The 16,899-nt window shown below is 68.8% G+C and carries 15 protein-coding genes and 1 pseudogene; 13 read left to right on the top strand and 3 right to left on the bottom strand.

Annotation, left to right across the window (positions count from 1 at the left end):
- The 10 genes and pseudogenes from nosZ to QM789_RS20025 all read left to right on the top strand — a co-directional run bounded on the left by nosZ (nucleotide 1) and on the right by QM789_RS20025 (nucleotide 8,212).
- On the top strand, nucleotides 1-1,911 hold the full coding sequence (gene nosZ, locus QM789_RS20070; RefSeq protein WP_420353614.1) for a TAT-dependent nitrous-oxide reductase: 1,911 nt from the start codon (nucleotides 1-3) through the stop codon (nucleotides 1,909-1,911).
- Nucleotides 1,911-3,224: a nitrous oxide reductase family maturation protein NosD gene (locus QM789_RS20065; RefSeq protein WP_420353613.1), complete on the top strand. Its 1,314-nt coding sequence runs from the start codon at nucleotides 1,911-1,913 to the stop codon at nucleotides 3,222-3,224. The genes nosZ and QM789_RS20065 overlap by 1 nt, the downstream gene beginning before the upstream one ends.
- Nucleotides 3,221-4,048, top strand: a complete 828-nt coding sequence (locus tag QM789_RS20060) for an ABC transporter ATP-binding protein (protein WP_420353612.1) — start codon at nucleotides 3,221-3,223, stop codon at nucleotides 4,046-4,048. Before QM789_RS20065 ends, QM789_RS20060 begins: the two co-directional genes overlap by 4 nt.
- Nucleotides 4,048-4,911 (top strand): ABC transporter permease, encoded by an 864-nt coding sequence (locus QM789_RS20055; RefSeq protein ID WP_420353611.1) that lies wholly within the window; start codon nucleotides 4,048-4,050, stop codon nucleotides 4,909-4,911. The genes QM789_RS20060 and QM789_RS20055 overlap by 1 nt, the downstream gene beginning before the upstream one ends.
- Nucleotides 4,912-5,406, top strand: coding sequence for a nitrous oxide reductase accessory protein NosL (locus QM789_RS20050; protein WP_420353610.1), 495 nt, complete (start codon nucleotides 4,912-4,914; stop codon nucleotides 5,404-5,406).
- Nucleotides 5,396-5,683, top strand: a pseudogene (locus QM789_RS20045) (FAD:protein FMN transferase); the annotation flags it as partial. The gene QM789_RS20050 and the pseudogene QM789_RS20045, both read left to right, overlap by 11 nt.
- 28 nt (nucleotides 5,684-5,711) lie before the next feature.
- Entirely contained in the window at nucleotides 5,712-6,263 is a 552-nt protein-coding gene (locus QM789_RS20040; RefSeq protein WP_420353963.1) for an FAD:protein FMN transferase, read from the top strand.
- A complete protein-coding gene (locus tag QM789_RS20035) occupies nucleotides 6,263-7,435 on the top strand; it encodes a hypothetical protein (RefSeq protein ID WP_420353980.1) in 1,173 nt (390 codons plus the stop codon). Before QM789_RS20040 ends, QM789_RS20035 begins: the two co-directional genes overlap by 1 nt.
- 11 nt (nucleotides 7,436-7,446) lie before the next feature.
- Nucleotides 7,447-7,941 carry a DUF2249 domain-containing protein gene (locus QM789_RS20030; protein WP_420353609.1) on the top strand — a complete coding sequence of 165 codons (495 nt, stop codon included), beginning with the start codon at nucleotides 7,447-7,449 and terminating at the stop codon, nucleotides 7,939-7,941.
- On the top strand, nucleotides 7,934-8,212 hold the full coding sequence (locus tag QM789_RS20025) for a metal-sulfur cluster assembly factor (protein ID WP_420353608.1): 279 nt from the start codon (nucleotides 7,934-7,936) through the stop codon (nucleotides 8,210-8,212). Before QM789_RS20030 ends, QM789_RS20025 begins: the two co-directional genes overlap by 8 nt.
- Here the strand turns inward: QM789_RS20025 and QM789_RS20020 are convergent.
- The 3 genes from QM789_RS20020 to QM789_RS20010 all read right to left on the bottom strand — a co-directional run bounded on the left by QM789_RS20020 (nucleotide 8,209) and on the right by QM789_RS20010 (nucleotide 11,955).
- Nucleotides 8,209-9,402 (bottom strand): NnrS family protein, encoded by a 1,194-nt coding sequence (locus QM789_RS20020; RefSeq protein WP_420353607.1) that lies wholly within the window; start codon nucleotides 9,400-9,402, stop codon nucleotides 8,209-8,211. The two genes, QM789_RS20025 and QM789_RS20020, sit on opposite strands and share 4 nt — an antisense overlap.
- A 1,339-nt stretch (nucleotides 9,403-10,741) precedes the next feature.
- Nucleotides 10,742-11,176: a pseudoazurin gene (locus QM789_RS20015; RefSeq protein ID WP_420353606.1), complete on the bottom strand. Its 435-nt coding sequence runs from the start codon at nucleotides 11,174-11,176 to the stop codon at nucleotides 10,742-10,744.
- 95 nt (nucleotides 11,177-11,271) lie between these two features.
- Nucleotides 11,272-11,955 carry a Crp/Fnr family transcriptional regulator gene (locus tag QM789_RS20010; protein ID WP_420353605.1) on the bottom strand — a complete coding sequence of 228 codons (684 nt, stop codon included), beginning with the start codon at nucleotides 11,953-11,955 and terminating at the stop codon, nucleotides 11,272-11,274.
- A gap of 144 nt (nucleotides 11,956-12,099) precedes the next feature.
- On the opposite strand from QM789_RS20010, the gene QM789_RS20005 reads away from it, so the two are divergent.
- From QM789_RS20005 to QM789_RS19995, 3 genes are all read left to right on the top strand, one after another.
- Complete coding sequence (locus QM789_RS20005) at nucleotides 12,100-13,809, top strand: sigma-54-dependent Fis family transcriptional regulator (RefSeq protein ID WP_420353604.1); 1,710 nt, start codon at nucleotides 12,100-12,102, stop codon at nucleotides 13,807-13,809.
- A 131-nt stretch (nucleotides 13,810-13,940) separates the two neighbouring features.
- Nucleotides 13,941-15,734 (top strand): NAD(P)/FAD-dependent oxidoreductase, encoded by a 1,794-nt coding sequence (locus QM789_RS20000; RefSeq protein ID WP_420353603.1) that lies wholly within the window; start codon nucleotides 13,941-13,943, stop codon nucleotides 15,732-15,734.
- Nucleotides 15,735-15,796: 62 nt separating this feature from the next.
- Nucleotides 15,797-16,849, top strand: a complete 1,053-nt coding sequence (locus QM789_RS19995) for a 2,3-butanediol dehydrogenase (protein ID WP_420353602.1) — start codon at nucleotides 15,797-15,799, stop codon at nucleotides 16,847-16,849.
- The last annotated feature ends 50 nt before the right edge of the window (nucleotides 16,850-16,899 follow it).

Raw genomic sequence — 16,899 nt, 5'->3', positions numbered from 1 at the left:
ATGACCGATGAAAACGAACTCCGGCTGAACCGCCGACAAATGCTTGGAACCTCGATGGCGGCGCTTGGCGCGGGCACGGTTGCCCCGCAGGCGATCCTTGGCGGGGCGGTGCTGACCGTCTCGGCGACGCAGGCGATGGCGCAGGGGCAATCGGCCCATGTCGGGCCGGGGGAACTCGATGAATACTATGTCTTCGTCTCGGGCGGTCATTCGGGCGAGGTGCGCGTGGCGGGCCTGCCTTCGATGCGCGAACTGACCCGGATCCCGATCTTCAACCGCGAAAGCGCCACCGGCTGGGGCCAGACCAACGAGTTGATCAAGGTTCTGACCGAGCACATGCGCCCCGAAACGAAGGAGTACCTGAAGGACAAGGGCGGCCTTTACCTGAACGGCGATGCGCACCACCCGCACCCGTCCTTCACCGATGGCACCTATGACGGGCGCTATTTCTTCATCAACGACAAGGCGAATACCCGCGTCGCCCGGGTCCGGCTGGACGTGATGCGCTGCGACAGGATCATCGAACTGCCGAACCAGCAGACGGTCCACGGCCTGCGCGTGCAGAAATATCCGCGCACCGGTTATGTCTTTGCGAATGGCGAGGATGGCGTGCCGCTGCCCAACGACGGGCGCGATCTGGACAACCCGCCCGCCTATCAGGCGATCTTCTCGGCGATCGACGGCGACACGATGGAAGTCGCCTGGCAGATCAAGGTGGACGGCAACCTCGACAACGTGGATGCCGATTATCAGGGCAAATACGCCTTCGCCACCTGCTACAACTCCGAAGAGGCCGTCACGCTCGAAGGGTCGATGGAGAAGGATCAGGACTGGCTGACCGTCTTCAACCTCAAGGCCATCGAGGCCGCCGTGGCGGCGGGTGAGGGCGAGGTGCTGAACGGCGTGCGCGTGCTCGACGGCACCGGGGCGGAGAACAAGCTCGTGCGCTACATCCCCGTGGCGAACGGGCCGCATGGCATCAACACCGCGCCCGACGGCATCCATATCGTCGCGAACGGCAAGCTCTCGCCCACCGTCACGGTGTTCGACGTGCGCCGGTTCGACGACCTGTTCGCCGGCAAGATCGGCGGCCGGGATTGCGTGGCGGCGGAGCCGGAACTGGGCCTTGGCCCGCTGCACACCGCCTATGACGGCAAGGGCAACGCCTACACCACGCTGTTCATCGACAGCCAGGTGGTGAAGTGGAACATCGAAGACGCGATCCGCGCCCATAACGGCGAGAAGGTGGACCCGATCCGGCAGAAGCTCGATGTGCATTACCAGCCCGGCCATAACCACACCTCCATGGGGCAGACCAAGGAAGCGGATGGCAAATGGCTGATCTCGCTCAACAAGTTCTCGAAGGACCGGTTCCTGAACGTGGGGCCCCTGAAGCCGGAATGCGACCAGTTGATCGACATTTCGGGCGAGGAGATGAAGATCGTCCACGACAACCCGACCTTCGCCGAACCGCATGACGCGACCATCGTGCATGCGTCGAAGATCAACCCGGTCTCGGTCTGGGATCGCAACGATCCGTTCTTCGCCGATGCCGTGGCGCAGGCAAAGGCCGATGGCATCGACCTGATGATCGACAGCGAGGTGATCCGCGACGGCAACAAGGTCCGGGTCTACATGACCTCCTCCGCCCCGGCCTTCGGGCTTGACAATTTCACCGTCAAGCAGGGCGACGAGGTGACGGTCACCATCACCAACATCGACGATGTGGAGGATCTGACCCACGGCTTCTGCATCGTGAACCACGGCATCAACTTCGAGATCGCGCCGCAGGCCACGGCTTCGGTGACGTTCAAGGCCGACCGGCCCGGCGTTTACTGGTATTACTGCTCGTGGTTCTGCCATGCGATGCACATGGAGATGAAGGGCCGCATGCTGGTGGAGAAGGCCTGATGCGGTTCGTCCTCCTCCTCGCGCTGCTGGCCTGCCCCGCTTCGGCGGAGGTGTGGCGGCCTGCGGGTGACGCCGCGCTGTCGGCGGCGCTGGCGGATGCGCAGGCGGGGGACGAAATCATCCTTGGGGCGGGCCGCTGGCGTGGCTCCCTCACCCTTGCCGTTCCGCTGGCCCTGAAGGGCGAGCCGGGCGCGGTGGTCGATGGCGGCGGCGCGGGCCATGTGATCGTGGTCGATGCGCCGGGGGCCAGTGTCACCGGCCTCACCGTCACCGGATCGGGCAGCGACCTCGACCGGATGGACGCGGGGATCTTCCTGACCAAACAGGCGACCGGCGCGCGGGTCGAGGGCAATACGCTCGACGGCAACCTTCACGGCATCCGCATCCAGGGCGCGCAAAACGCACAGGTGCTGCGCAACACCATCACCGGGCGCCGGGGGCGGCAGGCCGACCTTGGCAATGGCGTCACCGTCTGGAACGCGCCGGGCGCCACGGTCGAGGAAAACGACATCTCCTGGGGCCGGGACGGGATCTTCGTCACCGTGTCGAAACGCAACCTCTTCCGCGCGAACCGGATGCGCGACACCCGCTTTGCCATCCACTACATGAACACCTCGGACAGCACGCTCGCGGACAACGACGCGCGCGACAATGGCATGGGTTACGCCATCATGTTCTCCGACCGGCTGACGATCACCGGCAACCGGTCCGAGAATGACCGTGACTATGGTTTCCTGTTCAACTCCGCCAACCGCTCGACCATCACCGGCAACACCGTGATCGGCCACCCTGCCCCGGCGTCACGCTGGCGCGACACCGGCCAAAGCCGCGAGGCGGGCGTGCCCATGGCCGAGGCGGGCGAGCATATCGCGCCCGGCAAATGCGTCTTCATCTACAACGCCAACCGCAACAGCTTTGCCGCAAACCGGTTCGAGGGCTGCGGCACCGGCATTCATTTCACCGCCGGCGCCGAGGGCAACCGCATGACCCGCAACGATTTCATCGGCAACCGCGTGCAGGTGAAATATGTCGGCACCCGCATTCTGGAATGGTCGGTGGAGGGCGTCGGCAATTACTGGTCCGACAATGCGGCCTTTGACCTCAATGGCGACGGGCTGGCCGACAGCGTGTATCGCCCGAACGACATGATCGACAAGGTGATGTGGACCGCCCCGCAGGCGCGGATGCTGCTGACAAGCCCCGCGGTGCAGATCCTGCGGTGGGCGCAGAAGCGCTTCCCCGCCGTGCTGCCCGGTGGCGTGACCGACAGCCACCCGCTGATGTTCCCCAATTCCGAAAGGCCGCTGAAATGACGCTGACACTGGACGGGGTGAGCAAATCCTATGGCACCCACCGGGTGGTGCAGGATCTGTCCTATAGCCTTGAGCCGGGCACGGTGGTCGCGCTGGTGGGCCATAACGGCGCCGGAAAAACCACGCAGATCAAGATGATGCTGGGCCTGACCCGGCCCGATGCCGGGCGCATCACCGTTCTGGGCGGCGATCCCACACAGCGCGAGACCCGCGCCCGGCTCGGCTACCTGCCCGAGAGCGTGCAGTTCCCCCCCGCCTTCACCGGGCGCGAGACGCTGGCCTTTCATGCCCGGCTGAAGGGGGTGGCGGCAGAGGACGCGCTGCTCGACCGGGTGGGGCTGCTCGCCGCCGCCGACCGTCCGGTGCGCGGCTATTCCAAGGGCATGCGGCAGCGGCTGGGTCTTGCGCAGGCGCTGCTGGGGGCGCCGCGTCTGCTGCTGCTTGACGAACCCACCTCGGGGCTGGATCCGGCGCTGCGGCGCGAGCTTTATGCGCTGGTGGCCGAGATGGCGGCGCAGGGGGCGACGGTGCTGCTCTCCTCGCACGCGCTGACGGAACTCGACGGTCATGCGGAGCGGGTGATCGTGCTGAACCGGGGCCGCAAGATCGCCGATGGCACGCTCGATGAGCTGCGCCGTCTGGCGGGCCTGCCCTCGCGCCTGACGGCGCGGGTGGGGGGCGAAACCCGGCACATCGCCCTGACCGAGGCCGAAAAGGCCCCCACCCTGCGCGCCCTTCTGGATGCCGGGGCGGAGGCGATCACCCTCGAAGACCCGACACTTGATGACATCTATGCCCATTTCCTGCGCCGGGAGGCCGCGTGATGACCGATGCCACCGCCCGCCCCACCCCACAGGAAAGCCGCCCGATGAACCCCATCCTGACCATTGCGCGCCGCGAACTGGCCGAAGGCATCCGCAACCGCTGGGTGGTTTCGACCACGGTGGTGCTGGCGGCGCTGGCCTGTGCCATCGCGGCGCTTGGCGCGGCGCCGACCGGGGCCACGGCGACGGCGGCGCTCGATGTGGTGGTGGTGGGGCTGGCGAGCCTGACGATCTTCCTCGTGCCGCTGATCGCCCTCCTGCTCTCCCACAACGCCATCACGCGGGAGGCGGAGCGGGGCACGCTGCTGCTTCTCCTCAGCCATCCGCTGTCGCGCGCGCAGGTGGTGCTGGGCAAATACCTTGGGCAGTTGGTGATCCTGGCGCTGGCGACGGTGGTGGGGTTCGGCTTCGCCGCCGGGTTCGTCGTGCTGCGCAACGGGGCGGAGGGCTGGCAGGCCTTCGCCTTCATGACGCTGGCCTCGGTGGCGCTCGGGGCGGTGTTCCTCGCGCTTGGGATGCTCGCCTCGGCCACGGTGCAGGAAAGCTCGACGGCGGCGGGGATCGCGATCGGGCTGTGGCTGCTGTTCGTCGCGCTTTACGACATGGCGCTGCTCGCCGTGCTGGTGGCGCGGGGCGGCCATGCGGTGCCGGGCTGGGTGATGGACCTCGCGCTGCTGTTGAACCCGACGGATGCCTATCGCCTGCTGACGCTGGGCGAAGGCGCCTCGGCCATGCTGTCCGGCATGGGCGGGGTCTATGACAATTCGAGCCTGACGCCCGGCGTTCTGGCGGGGGCGCTGCTGATCTGGTGCATCGTCCCGCTGGCGGGCGCCATGGTGCTGTTTTCCCGGAGGAACCTCTGAATGAAACCGTTGCTGATCGCCGCGCTGATCGCGCTGACCCTGACCGGCTGCAAGGAGGAGACCGCCGCCCTGCCGCCCGAAACCCTGACCGCCGAGGCCGTGGGCCGCTATTGCGGCATGAACCTGATGGAACATGCCGGGCCGAAGGGGCAGGTGGTTCTGGCGCAGGGGGTCTACTGGTTTTCCTCGGCGCGCGACACGGTGGCCTTTACCATGATGCCCGACGAGCCCAAGGATTACGGCGGGATCTATGTCTCCGACATGGCCCGCGCCGCAAGCTGGGACGCGCCCGGTGCGGATAACTGGATCGACGCGCGGCAGGCGTTCTATGTCGTCGGGTCCACCGCGCAGGGCGGCATGGGCGGGGCGGAGGTGGTGCCCTTCGGCACCCGCGCCGCCGCCGAAGCCTTTGCACGCGACCGGGGCGGGGAGGTGAAGACCTTCGCCGAACTCACCCCGGCGACAATCCTGGGGGACCAAGGCCATGCGCATTGACCGGCGCCGTTTCCTGACCATAGCCGCCGCCGCGGCGGGCGCCGCGCTGCTGACCCATCCGGCGGGGGCGGCGGTGGTCTGGCGCGGCCATGCCCTTGGCGCGCCAGTGCAGATGATCCTGAACCACCCGGACCCGGTGCGCGCGCAGGCCCTGCTGCGGCAGGTGGCGGCCGAGCTTGCCCGGCTGGAGCGGATCTTCACCCTTTATCGCGCCGATTCCGAACTGGCCGAACTGAACCGCGCGGGCGTGCTGGCCGCGCCCAGCCCGGAAATGACCGCCGCCCTGCATCTGGCCATGCGCGTGCATGAGGCGACGGGCGGGCGGTTCGAACCCCTCGGTTCAGCCGCTCTGGCGGGCGCGGGCGCGGGGCTTGCCCGTGCCGCGCGTGCCGGTGGGGTTCGGCGGCGTGCGGATCGGCGCGGGCCGGATCGCGATGCCGAGGGGCATGGAGCTCACGCTGAACGGCCTCGCGCAGGGCTTCATCACCGACCGGATCGTCGATCTGCTGCGCGCGGGCGGGGCGGAGCATACGCTCGTCGATATGGGCGAGATCCGCGCCCTTGGCGGGCCGTGGCGGGTGGCGCTAGGAGAGGAACGGGTCGATCTGACCGACCGCGCCATGGCCACGACCGAGGCCGGGGGCTTTCGCTTCCCCGATGGCACGCCGCATCTGATCGACCCGATGACGGGTGCCGCGCGGGCCAGTTGGCCCCGCCTTGCGGTGATCGCGCCGGAGGCGGGGCTCGCCGATGCGCTCTCGACCGGCCTTTCCCTCGCCGATGCGGACACGATCCGCGCCACGCTCGCCGCGCTGCCCGGCGTGCAGGTGCTGACACCGGACAGGCGGTTCGGCTGATGGACCGGATCCGCATCGCCCGCTGGACCCCCGCCTGGTTCGCGACCGGGGCGGCGATGCTGATCGCGGCGCTTCTGGCGCTGCTGACCGGGCACGGCACGGTGTGGGAGGCCGGCGAGACCCGCGCGATCCTGCATCTTCTGGTGCTGGGCTGGGTTGGCACGGTGATGATCGGCGCGCTGCTGCAATTCGTCCCGGTGCTGGCGGCGGCGCCGCTGGCATGGCCCGGTCTGGCGCCGGTTGTATTGGCGCTGTGGGCGGCGGGCGTGCTGAGCCTTTCCGCCGGGTTCTGGGCCGATATTCCGCAGGCGATGGCGGTGGCCGCCGCCCTGCTGCCGCTGGCCACCGCGATGGCGCTGGCCATGCTGATCCCGCCCGTCCTCGCCGCGCTGCGCCGCGAACGGCTGATGCTTCTGCTGGCGGTGGGGCTGGCGGGTATGGCCGGGGCGGTGGCGATGGGCGCGGGCTTCGCGCTCTCCCGCGCCGGGGGCGATGGCCTGCCGCTGCTGCCGGAGTGGCGGGCGGTCCATGCCTCCCTCGGCCTTGGCCTGTGGCTCAGCTTTACCGCCATGGCGGTTTCACTGAAATTCCTCGCGATGTTCGGGCTGGCTCCGGCGGCGCCAAACCGCGCCCTGACGGTGATGGCGATCGGCGCCGTGCTGGCGGTGGCTGTGCCGCTCGCGGCGCCGCTGGTGGTGGCGGTCTATGTCGTCACCGTGGTGCGGATGCTGCGCGCGCGCAGGCTGCCCCGGCTGGACCCGTCCTTGCGCGGGGCGCTTGGGGCGGGGGTGGCGCTGGTACTGGCCGCCCTGCTGCCGGGGGTGACGGGGGGCATGGCGCTGGTGCTGGGCTGGCTCTCCGGCCTGACGCTGGCCTTCCTGCCGAAGATCCTCGCCTTTCTGACCTGGATCGAGGTTTTCGGCCCCCGCATCGGCCACGCCCCGGTGCCCGCGACCTCTGCGCTCAGCGATGGGCGGCAGGTGCTGGCGGGCCTCGCGCTTTGGGCGCTTGGCGTGGCACTGATGGCCGCGGGGGTCATGCAGGCCGGGGCGGGGGTGCTGCTCTGTGCCGCCGCGATCGTGCTATGCGAATGCCTGCGCGTGCGCCGCCTGAGCCACCTGCCCGCCGATGACCGCCCGCCGCACCCATCCCTGTTCCTGATCCAACCCTGAGGAGACCTCCGATGCCCGAAATTGTCACCCTTGATGTCCGCCCGATCATCGCCGGGGGCGAGGAACCCTTCGCCGCGATCATTTCCGCCGCCGATGCGCTGGCCGAGGGGCAGGTGCTGCGCATTCTGGCGCCGTTCCGCCCGGTTCCGCTGTTTCGCGTGATGGAGCGGCGCGGCTTCGCCTGGGAGGAAACCGCGCTCGGCGCGCCCGACTGGCAGGTGGATTTCCACATCCCCGAACAGCGCCTGTCCGACGGCAGCGCGATGGAGGCCGCGGGCTGGGCCGCGCCCTCGGTGACGCTCGACCTGACCGGGCTGGAGCCGCCGCAGCCGATGATGCGCATCCTCGCCACGACCGAAACGCTGGAACCGGGCGGCGTGCTGTTCGCGCTGCTCGACCGCGAGCCGGTGTTCCTGTTCCCGCAACTGAAGGAGCGCGGCCACCAATGGGCGGGCAACCATGACGCGGACGGAACAGGCTATCGCCTGCTGGTGCGCCATGGATGACACGCTGCGCGCCCGGGTTGACGCCGCGCTGGAGCGGGTGAGCGACCCGGAAACCGGGCTGAGCCTGCCCGCGATGGGGCTGATCTACGGGATCGAGGTCGCGGGCGATGCGGTGGCGGTGGTGATGACCACCACCACCCGGGGCTGCCCGCTCACCGCGATGCTGGCCGAGGGCGTGCGCGAAACGCTGCGCGCGGTGCCCGGGGTGGGGGCGGTCGATGTGCGCCTGACATGGGATCCGCCGTGGGACATCTCGCGGATGCGGGGCTAACCGCCCCGCAGATCGCGCCGCTTGGTCAGAAGCCAGGGCGCGTGTTCCCACAGGAACAGCCCGAAGGCCAGCATCCACGCCGCACCGGACGCCGCCACCAGCGGCCCATAGGCCCCGATCTCCGCCGCCGGGCGAAGCAGCGCCGCCGCCACCAGCGCCAGATAGCTGAGCACCGTCAGCCCCGAGGCCGCCAGCGCCCGCCCGGTATGGCCCCGCGTCGCGCGCGTCATCACCGCCAGCATCTCGCCGCCGATCGCGCCCACGGCAAAGACATGGAGCGCCCCCGCTTCGCTGAGCCCCAGCCCCACCGCCAGAAACCCGAGGCACAGCATCAGATAGCCGCCATGCAGCGCGAGAACCAGCGGCTCTGCCCAGGTCTGCCAGCCGCGCCAACGCGCGAGCCGCACGAGGTTCATCCCCCCGGCAAGGAGCGCGCCCACACCCGTCACCCGGCTTTCGGGCCACAGAACCCATAGGGCCAGCACCCCGGCGGAAACCCCCACCGTCACCGCGTCATAGCGCCCGAACGGCACCGGCAGCGGCGTTTTCCCCTGCCGGTTCAGCCAGTTGCGGGTGAAACTGGGCGTAATCCGCCCGCCGATGATCAGGATCAGCACGATATAGGCCGCAACCGCCAGCCGCGCCGCGAGCCGGGGATCGCCCTGCCACAGCACCGCCGCATGAAACCCCAGATTGGCCGCCGCCAGAACCGCGACCGCGCCCACCACCTTCAGGTCGCGCCATTTGCGCCCCGCGACGATTTCGGTCAGGAAAACCACCGCCATCACCGGCAGGAACAGCGCCTCAAGCACCACGCCGGGCCACAGGCCCATGACCGGCCAGGTGAAGGCCACCCGCCCCGCCAGCCACAGCCCCGCCAGCGCCAGCAGCGGCGGGCCGGACAACGGCATCCGCCCGGTCCAGTTCGGCACCGCCGTCATCAGGAAGCCCGACAGTACCGCCGAGCCGAAGCCGAACAGCATCTCGTGCATGTGCCAGGGCAGCGCGCCATACGCGCCCCCCGGCGTGCCAAAGCCCGACAGGAACGCAACCCACAGCGCCATCGCCATCACGGCCCAGATCCCGCCGCCCAGAAAGAACGGGCGGAACCCATAGGAAAACAACACCGGCCCCGTGCGCGCCAATCCGCGCGGGATACCCCCGGCCGGGCGGGGTTCGGAAGGCGTCATCACATTTCCTCTCTCATGGCCCCCGGGGACGGGGGCAGGATGTCATCAGACCATGCCGCAGCATGGCGTGCGAATGCAGCCGCCCCACGCGGGCAACCGGAGCCATCCGGGAGCCGGGCGGGGTGCCCCAAGCCCTGCGCATAGGGGCCCGAGGCAGAGAAACACCCGTTCGACGTGCCGCCTTCCCCGTGTGCGGAGACGATCGACGCGGGTGGGGGCCTAAACCACTCCTTCTCCGTATGCGGAGACGACCGCCTGTGCCAAAGCTGCGGGCGCCTCCGATTCCTGCGCCCCGGAGAGGAGCGCGAGCCGATGGCCGATCGCCCTGCACCGAGCGACGAACCTCCGATCCCCGCGCACGGCGGAGAAGCGCTTGTGCCGCCCAGGTCGAGCCCCCGATCCCCGCGCGCGGGAGAAACCCGCCGCCCATCGGGCAGTTCAAAATCGGCCTGTTCCCGGAATTCGGCCAGCGCGCGGGTGATGTCGTCGTCGGATCGAAAATCCGCGCGGGTGCGCTATGTCCGGCGTGTCCGGTTGCGTCAGGATTTCGCGATGACGCACTTGCAGCTGGCTCGCTCGACGTCCGCAGCTGCCGGGTGATCTGCCCCTGCGCGTCATCGAATGCCGTCGCCACTCCGAATCCCCGCGCGGGAGAAGCCCAACATCTGGCCGGTCTGGCTTTTGCACCTGCGTCCCCGCGCGTGCGAAGGAACCGGGGCACGGCTAATCTCTGATGTCAGGCGGGCCCCTGCGTCCCCCCCGCGTGTGCGGAGGAACCTCAACGCCGTTGGTCATATCCTCGCTTCCTGGGAGCCTATCCCCGTGCATCAAGGGCAGATGTGGCCAGAGTCGCGAGGAATTCCGCCTCGCCCGGTCTTCCCCACGCATGGGGGCGCACATGCCAAACCCCTATCAACCTGCCTGCCCCTTAGCCCCCGCCCACAGAGGGCTGGCGGCCACCGTTCAACGTCAAACGGTACCCCTCCCCAAGATCCCCGCACGCGGGAGGGCTGGGACTTCATGTCCTGAACCCGGGGCCATAGCCCCCCAGATCCCCACTCGGGGCGGTCGGGCGAGAACTATTTCACCCATCCCGTGGCAACCAGATCCCTACGCGTGGGCCAAAGCGCCTCCACGTCCCGCACGCGCGAACGGCGGTTCGGGCGGGCCCTCCATATCCCCGCGCGCGGGGCCGCCGGTGGTAACGGTCTCCGTATCCCCGCGCGGGGACGAGGGGCTTACGGACCCGATCGAGTTCAACGCATACCCCGGATCCCCGCGCGCGGGCAGATAGCGTCCCCGCGCACGGAAATGGACCCCCGCAGGCGCGGCGATGCGATCAGCGGCTGACCTTGGCCAGTTCCGCGTCCAGACGCTCGCGCGCCTTCTTCGGCAGCTTGCCGGTGGCCAGCGCGTCGTAGTTCGAGGCATCGCCCCCCACCTGAATCACCGCGACCATGCCCATCGGCAGGTGCGGCTTGCACTTCACGCCGTAAAGGCCGGGGGTTTCCACTTTCAGCACATAGGTTTCGTTCAGCTTCGACTCGAAAGCCTCCACGCCCTCGGGCAGCATGCCGGGCAGGGACATCACGTCATGGCCCTTGTCGGTGGGCACGAAGGTCACGGTATCGCCCACCTCGGCGGTGACGAAGGCGGGTTCAAAGACCATCGCCCCCGCCGCGCCCTTGTTCAGCATCTTCACCTCGTGGTCGGCGGCAAGGGCCGGACCGGCCAGGCACAGGGCGACAGCCATCAGCGCCAGCGGAAGTTTCATCTTGAGTCTCCTTGAATAGACAGACCATCGCAGGTCTATGGCCGAAACACTTAACCCGACGTTGCGCCAGCGCAATGTCGGATCACGTTGTCGGATCACGTTCCGGCGGCGATCGCCTCGAAGGCGGGCAGGTCGGCGATGATCACGCGCCGCCGCGCCCGCACCAGGATGCCGCGCCCCTCCCATGCCGCCATGATCCGCGACACGGTGTGCAGGGTGTTGCCGCTCAGATCCGCCACGTCCTGCCGGGTCAGCGGGAAGGGGATCTGGATCGTGCCCGCGGTTTCCTCGCCGGTTTCGCGGGCGATGCGCAAAAGCACGCTGGCGATGCGCTGGCCCGCCTCGGTGGTAGAGGCCTCGCGCAGGCGGGTGTGGGCCTCGTCGAGCTTGCGCCCGATCGCGCGCATCGCCGAAAAGGTCAGCGAGGGCGCCGCCCCCATCACCGCCTCCCACCGCGAAGACGGCCAGCCATAGAGCCGCGACGGCACCATCGCCTCGGCGCTGCCGGGATAGGTGTCGCGGTTCAGCGCGGGGGCAAAGCCGCAGATCTCGCCGGGATGGACGATGCGCACGATGATCTGGCGGCCGTCCTCGGTCACCTGCGTGACCTTCAGCCGCCCCTCGGCCAGCACGAAGAACCGTTTGGCCGGGGCGCCCTGCGCGAACAGCCCCTCGCCCGGCGCAAGCACCACCGGCATCATCCCCACCCGGACGGCATCCAGATGCGCGGCGCTCAGACCCGCGAACAGCGGCAGATCCCGGAAAATATGTTCGGACATGACGGCACTCGGCAACAGACTGTCGCCCCGGATAGCATGCTTCGCGCAGAAACGGAACGCGCGACGGACCCCCGCCTACGACCAAACGCCGGCCTGTGCCGGGGCGTTCCCCGTGCTAGGCTCGCCACGGGGGAGGACAGCGGCATGGGCGATCGGCAGCATATCGAGGAAATCGCGCGGGTGGTGGAGGGCGGCCAGACCGGGCGGGACGGGTTCGTCGCCGCGTCCTGGCGCCGCTGCGTCGAGGTTTACGGCATGGATCCGCTCCGCCGCGACCCGGCCCATATCGTGACGCAGAGCGAGTTGCGCGACCACCGCAAGCAGGTGGAATGGATGATCGGGGCGGCGCGGTCCAGCCTGCAAAGCCTGTTCCGGCAGGTGGCGGGGCAGAGCTATGTGCTGCTGCTGACCGATGCGAAGGGGGTCTGCGTCGATTTCTTCGGCGACGATCTTGTGGACGATCTGCGGGCGGCGGGGCTTTCGCTCGGCTCGAACTGGTCGGAGGATCTGGCGGGCACCTGCGGCGTCGGCGCCTGCATCGTCACGCAGGAGCCGGTGACGGTGCATCAGGACGACCATTTCGGCAATGCGCATGTCACGCTGAGCTGCACCGCCGCGCCGATCTTCGACAGTCTGGGGGAACTGGCGGCGGTGCTGGACATATCGCTGCTGCGTTCGCCCGCGCCGAAGCGGAGCCAGAACCTCGCCATGAGCCTTGTGACCAATGCCGCCCGGCGGGTGGAGATGGCGAACCTGATGGCCGAAAGTCGGCGCAACTGGGTGCTGCGGCTGTCGTCGAGCCCGGAGTTCCTCGATGTCGATCCCGAAGCCGCCGTGCGGCTGGACGATGCCGGGCGGGTGCTGGGCTATACCCGTGGCGCGCGGCGGCTGTTTCCCGAGGGCGCGGTGATCGGGCGGCGCATCGACGAGGTGCTGGGTCTGACCGTGGACGACCTGCCCGACCTGATGCGCGACCGCCCGACCGAGGAGAGGATCATCGCGATGCGCGACGGCGGCGCGCTCTTCGGCCATGCCATCGCCCCGCAGGCGCCCCGGACCACCTTGCGCCGGGACCGGCAGGGCGGGCCGCTGGCCGGGCTGACCGGGGGCGATCCGGCGATGGCGCGGGTGCTGACGCAGGCCGCGCGGCTGGCGCCCGGCTCCGTGCCGCTGCTGATCCACGGCGAGACCGGGACGGGCAAGACCCGGCTCGCCCGCGCGATCCATATGGCGAGCGGCGCGGGCGGGTTCGTCGCGCTGGACTGCGCCGGGCTGACGGTCGCGGCGCTGCGCGATGCCTGCCGCGATGTTGCGGGGCGCACGACGCTTCTCCTGCGCCGGATCGAGGATCTGCCTGCGGAGACCGCCGCGCTGCTGGTGGGGGTTCTGGACCAGCATGACGGGCTGCGCGCGATTTCCACCACCTGCGGCACGCCGGACCTGCCGCGCCCGCTGTTTCACCGGCTGGCCGGGGCGGTGCTGGACCTGCCGCCGCTGCGCCAGCGGCAGGATATCGGCTGGCTGCTGGAACAGACCCTGCGCCGCCGCACGACGGAAGACATGCGCCTGTCGCCTTCGGCCCGCGCGGTGCTCTTGGGGCGGCACTGGCCGGGGAACCTGCGGGAGTTGGAACAGGTGCTGGATGTCGCCATCGCGCTGTGCGAGGGCCGGGTGATCGACGCGCCGGACCTGCCGCCGCCGGTGGACCGCCGGGCGGAGGAACCGGGCGAGACGCTGGAACAGGTGCTGGACGCCTGCGGCTGGAACATGGCCCGGGCCGCGCGCCGCCTGGGGGTGAACCGCTCCACCATCCTGCGCCGGATGCGGCAGGCCGGGTTGCAGCCGCCAGGCTGATCGGTTGCACCCCGCAACATGCCGCGCCGCGGCGGGCGATTTTCCCGCACCAAGGGGCACGGAGCGGTGGATCGGGGCCGCCGCCCCCCGCGATACTCCCCCCCAGAACAACGCGGAGGAGGAGAAACGCGATGCTCGATTCAACAGTCACGGACCGCACGCAGGCGGTGCTGGACGATCTCAACGGCGCACTGGCGGCGGGCGATGTGGCGGGGGCGGCCCGGCTTTTTGCGGCGGACAGCTACTGGCGCGATCTGGTCGCCGTCACCTGGAACCTGAAGACGGTCGAAGGCCCCGCCGGCGTGGCGGACATGCTGAGCCATCAACTGGCACAGACCCGGCCCGGCAACTTCCGGCTTCAGCCCGGCGAGGTGCCCGCCGAGGAGGGCGGCGTCATCACCGCCTGGGTCACGTTTGAAACCGGCGCGGGCCGGGGCTGGGGCCTGATGCGGCTGAAGGAGGACCGGATCTGGACCCTGCTCACCGCGCTTCAGGAACTGAAGGGCTTCGAGGAAAACCGGGGCAAGCGCCGCCCGATGGGCGCGGAACATGGCGCGAAAAAGAACCGCGTCACCTGGAAGGAAAAGCGCGAGGCCGAGGCCGCATCGCTGGGCTACGACACCCAGCCCTATACGGTGATCGTCGGCGGCGGACAGGGCGGCATCGCCCTTGGCGCGCGGCTGCGGCAGTTGGGCGTGCCGACCATCATCCTCGACAAGCACGACCGGCCCGGCGACCAGTGGCGCAGCCGTTACAAGTCGCTCTGCCTGCATGACCCGATCTGGTATGACCACCTGCCCTATATCAAATTCCCCGACAACTGGCCGGTCTTCACGCCCAAGGACAAGGTGGGCGACTGGCTGGAGATGTATACCAAGGTGATGGAGCTGAACTACTGGACCCGCTCCGAGGTGACCAAGGCCAGCTTCGACGGGGACCGCTGGACCGTGGAGGTGAACCGCGATGGCGAGAAGGTCACCCTGCACCCGACGCAGCTTGTGCTCGCCACCGGCATGTCGGGCAAGCCGAACATGCCGAAACTCCCCGGGATGGAGAATTTCAAGGGCGTGATCCAGCACTCCTCGCAGCATCAGGGGCCGGATGAATGGACCGGCAAAAGGGTCGTCGTCATCGGCTCCAACAACTCCGCCCATGACATCTGCGCGGCACTGTGGGAGGCGGATGCGGACGTGACCATGGTGCAGCGGTCCTCGACCCATATTGTGCGTTCGGACAGCCTGATGGAAATCGGCCTTGGCGCGCTATACTCCGAAGAGGCGCTGGCGAATGGCGTGACGACGGAGAAGGCGGACATGATCTTCGCCTCCCTGCCCTACCGGATCATGCACGAATTCCAGATCCCGCTTTACGACAAGATGCGCGAACGCGACGCGGAGTTCTATGCCGGGCTGGAGAAGGCGGGGTTCAAGCTGGACTGGGGCGATGACGGCTCGGGCCTGTTCATGAAATACCTGCGCCGCGGTTCGGGCTATTACATCGACGTGGGCGCGAGCCAGCTCATCATCGACGGCGAAGTGAAGCTCGTGCAGGGCCAGCCCGACCATTTCGAGGAAGACGCCGTGGTCCTGAGCGACGGCACCCGCCTGCCCGCCGATCTGGTGGTGCTGGCGACGGGCTTCGGCTCGATGAACGGCTGGGCCGCCGACCTGATCAGCCAGGAGGTGGCCGACAAGGTGGGCAAGGTCTGGGGCCTCGGCTCCGCCACGACCAAGGATCCGGGGCCGTGGGAGGGCGAGCAGCGCAACATGTGGAAGCCGACGCAGCAGGAAAACCTGTGGTTCCACGGCGGCAACCTGCACCAGTCGCGGCACTATTCGCTCTATCTCGCGCTGCAACTCAAGGCACGGATGGAGGGGCTCGACACGCCCGTCTATGGCTTGCAGGAGGTGTATCACCTATCGTGACACCTTGACGCCCGGCCGGACCCCGGCCGGGCGCGCCACCCTATCCAGAAGGAGCAAGACAGATGAAAGCAGCCCGTTGGTACGCCGCGAGGGATATTCGTGTCGAGGACGTCCCCGAACCGCAGACCGGCCCCGGAGAGGTCAAGATCAAGGTTGCCTGGACCGGCATCTGCGGCAGCGACCTGCATGAATACCTGGCCGGGCCGATCTTCGTGCCGGTGGGTCAGGACCACCCGCTGAGCCACGATCAGGCGCCGATCACCATGGGCCACGAATTCTGCGGCACGGTGACGGAACTGGGCGAGGGTGTCAGCAACGTGGCCGTTGGCGACCGCGTGGCGATCGAGCCGATCTTCGCCTGCGGGGAATGCGCCGCCTGCCGCGAGGGGAAATACAACCTCTGCGAAAAGCTGGGCTTCGTCGGCCTTTCGGGCGGACATGGCGGCTTCGCGGCCTATGCGGTGGTGCCCTCCTACATGGTCCACAAGATGGCCGAGGGCCTGTCGATGGAACAGGGCGCGCTGGTCGAACCCGCCGCCGTGGCGCTCCATGCCGTGCGGCTCTCGAAGATCAAGGCCGGCGACACGGCGGCCGTCTTCGGCGCCGGCCCCATCGGGCTTCTGGTGGTCGAGGCGCTGCGCGTCGCGGGTGCGGCCCAGATCCATGTGGTCGAGCCTTCCGAGATCCGGCGCCAGAAGGCGCTGGACCTCGGCGCGACCTCGGCCATCGACCCCATGGCCAACGATGCCGCTGCCGCAATCCGCGAGCGCACCGGCGGCGTCCATGTCAGCTTCGAGGTGACCGGCGTTCCGCAGGTGCTGCCACAATGCATCGACGCGACCCGGCACGAAGGCCAGGTGCTGATCGTCTCGATCTGGGAACGCGAGGCGTCCTTCCAGCCGAACACCGTCGTCCTCAAGGAGCGGGAGCTGAAGGGCACCATCGCCTATCGCAACGTCTACCCGGCGGTGATGGAGCTGATGGCGCAGGGCTATTTCAGCGCCGAAAAGCTGGTGACGAAGCGGATCGCGCTGGACGACATCGTGACCGAGGGTTTCGAGGCGCTGGTCGCCGAGAAATCCCATGTAAAGATCCTCGTGCAAGCGCCCGAATAACGCCACCGCGCGGGATGACCGGAAGGTTGTCCCGCGCGCATTGCCGCGAT

This window comes from Paenirhodobacter sp. (assembly GCF_047600745.1).
GTDB lineage: Bacteria > Pseudomonadota > Alphaproteobacteria > Rhodobacterales > Rhodobacteraceae > Rhodobacter.
The sequence above is the reverse complement of the archived record's forward strand: the minus strand, read 5'-3'. Positions and strand labels throughout refer to the sequence as shown.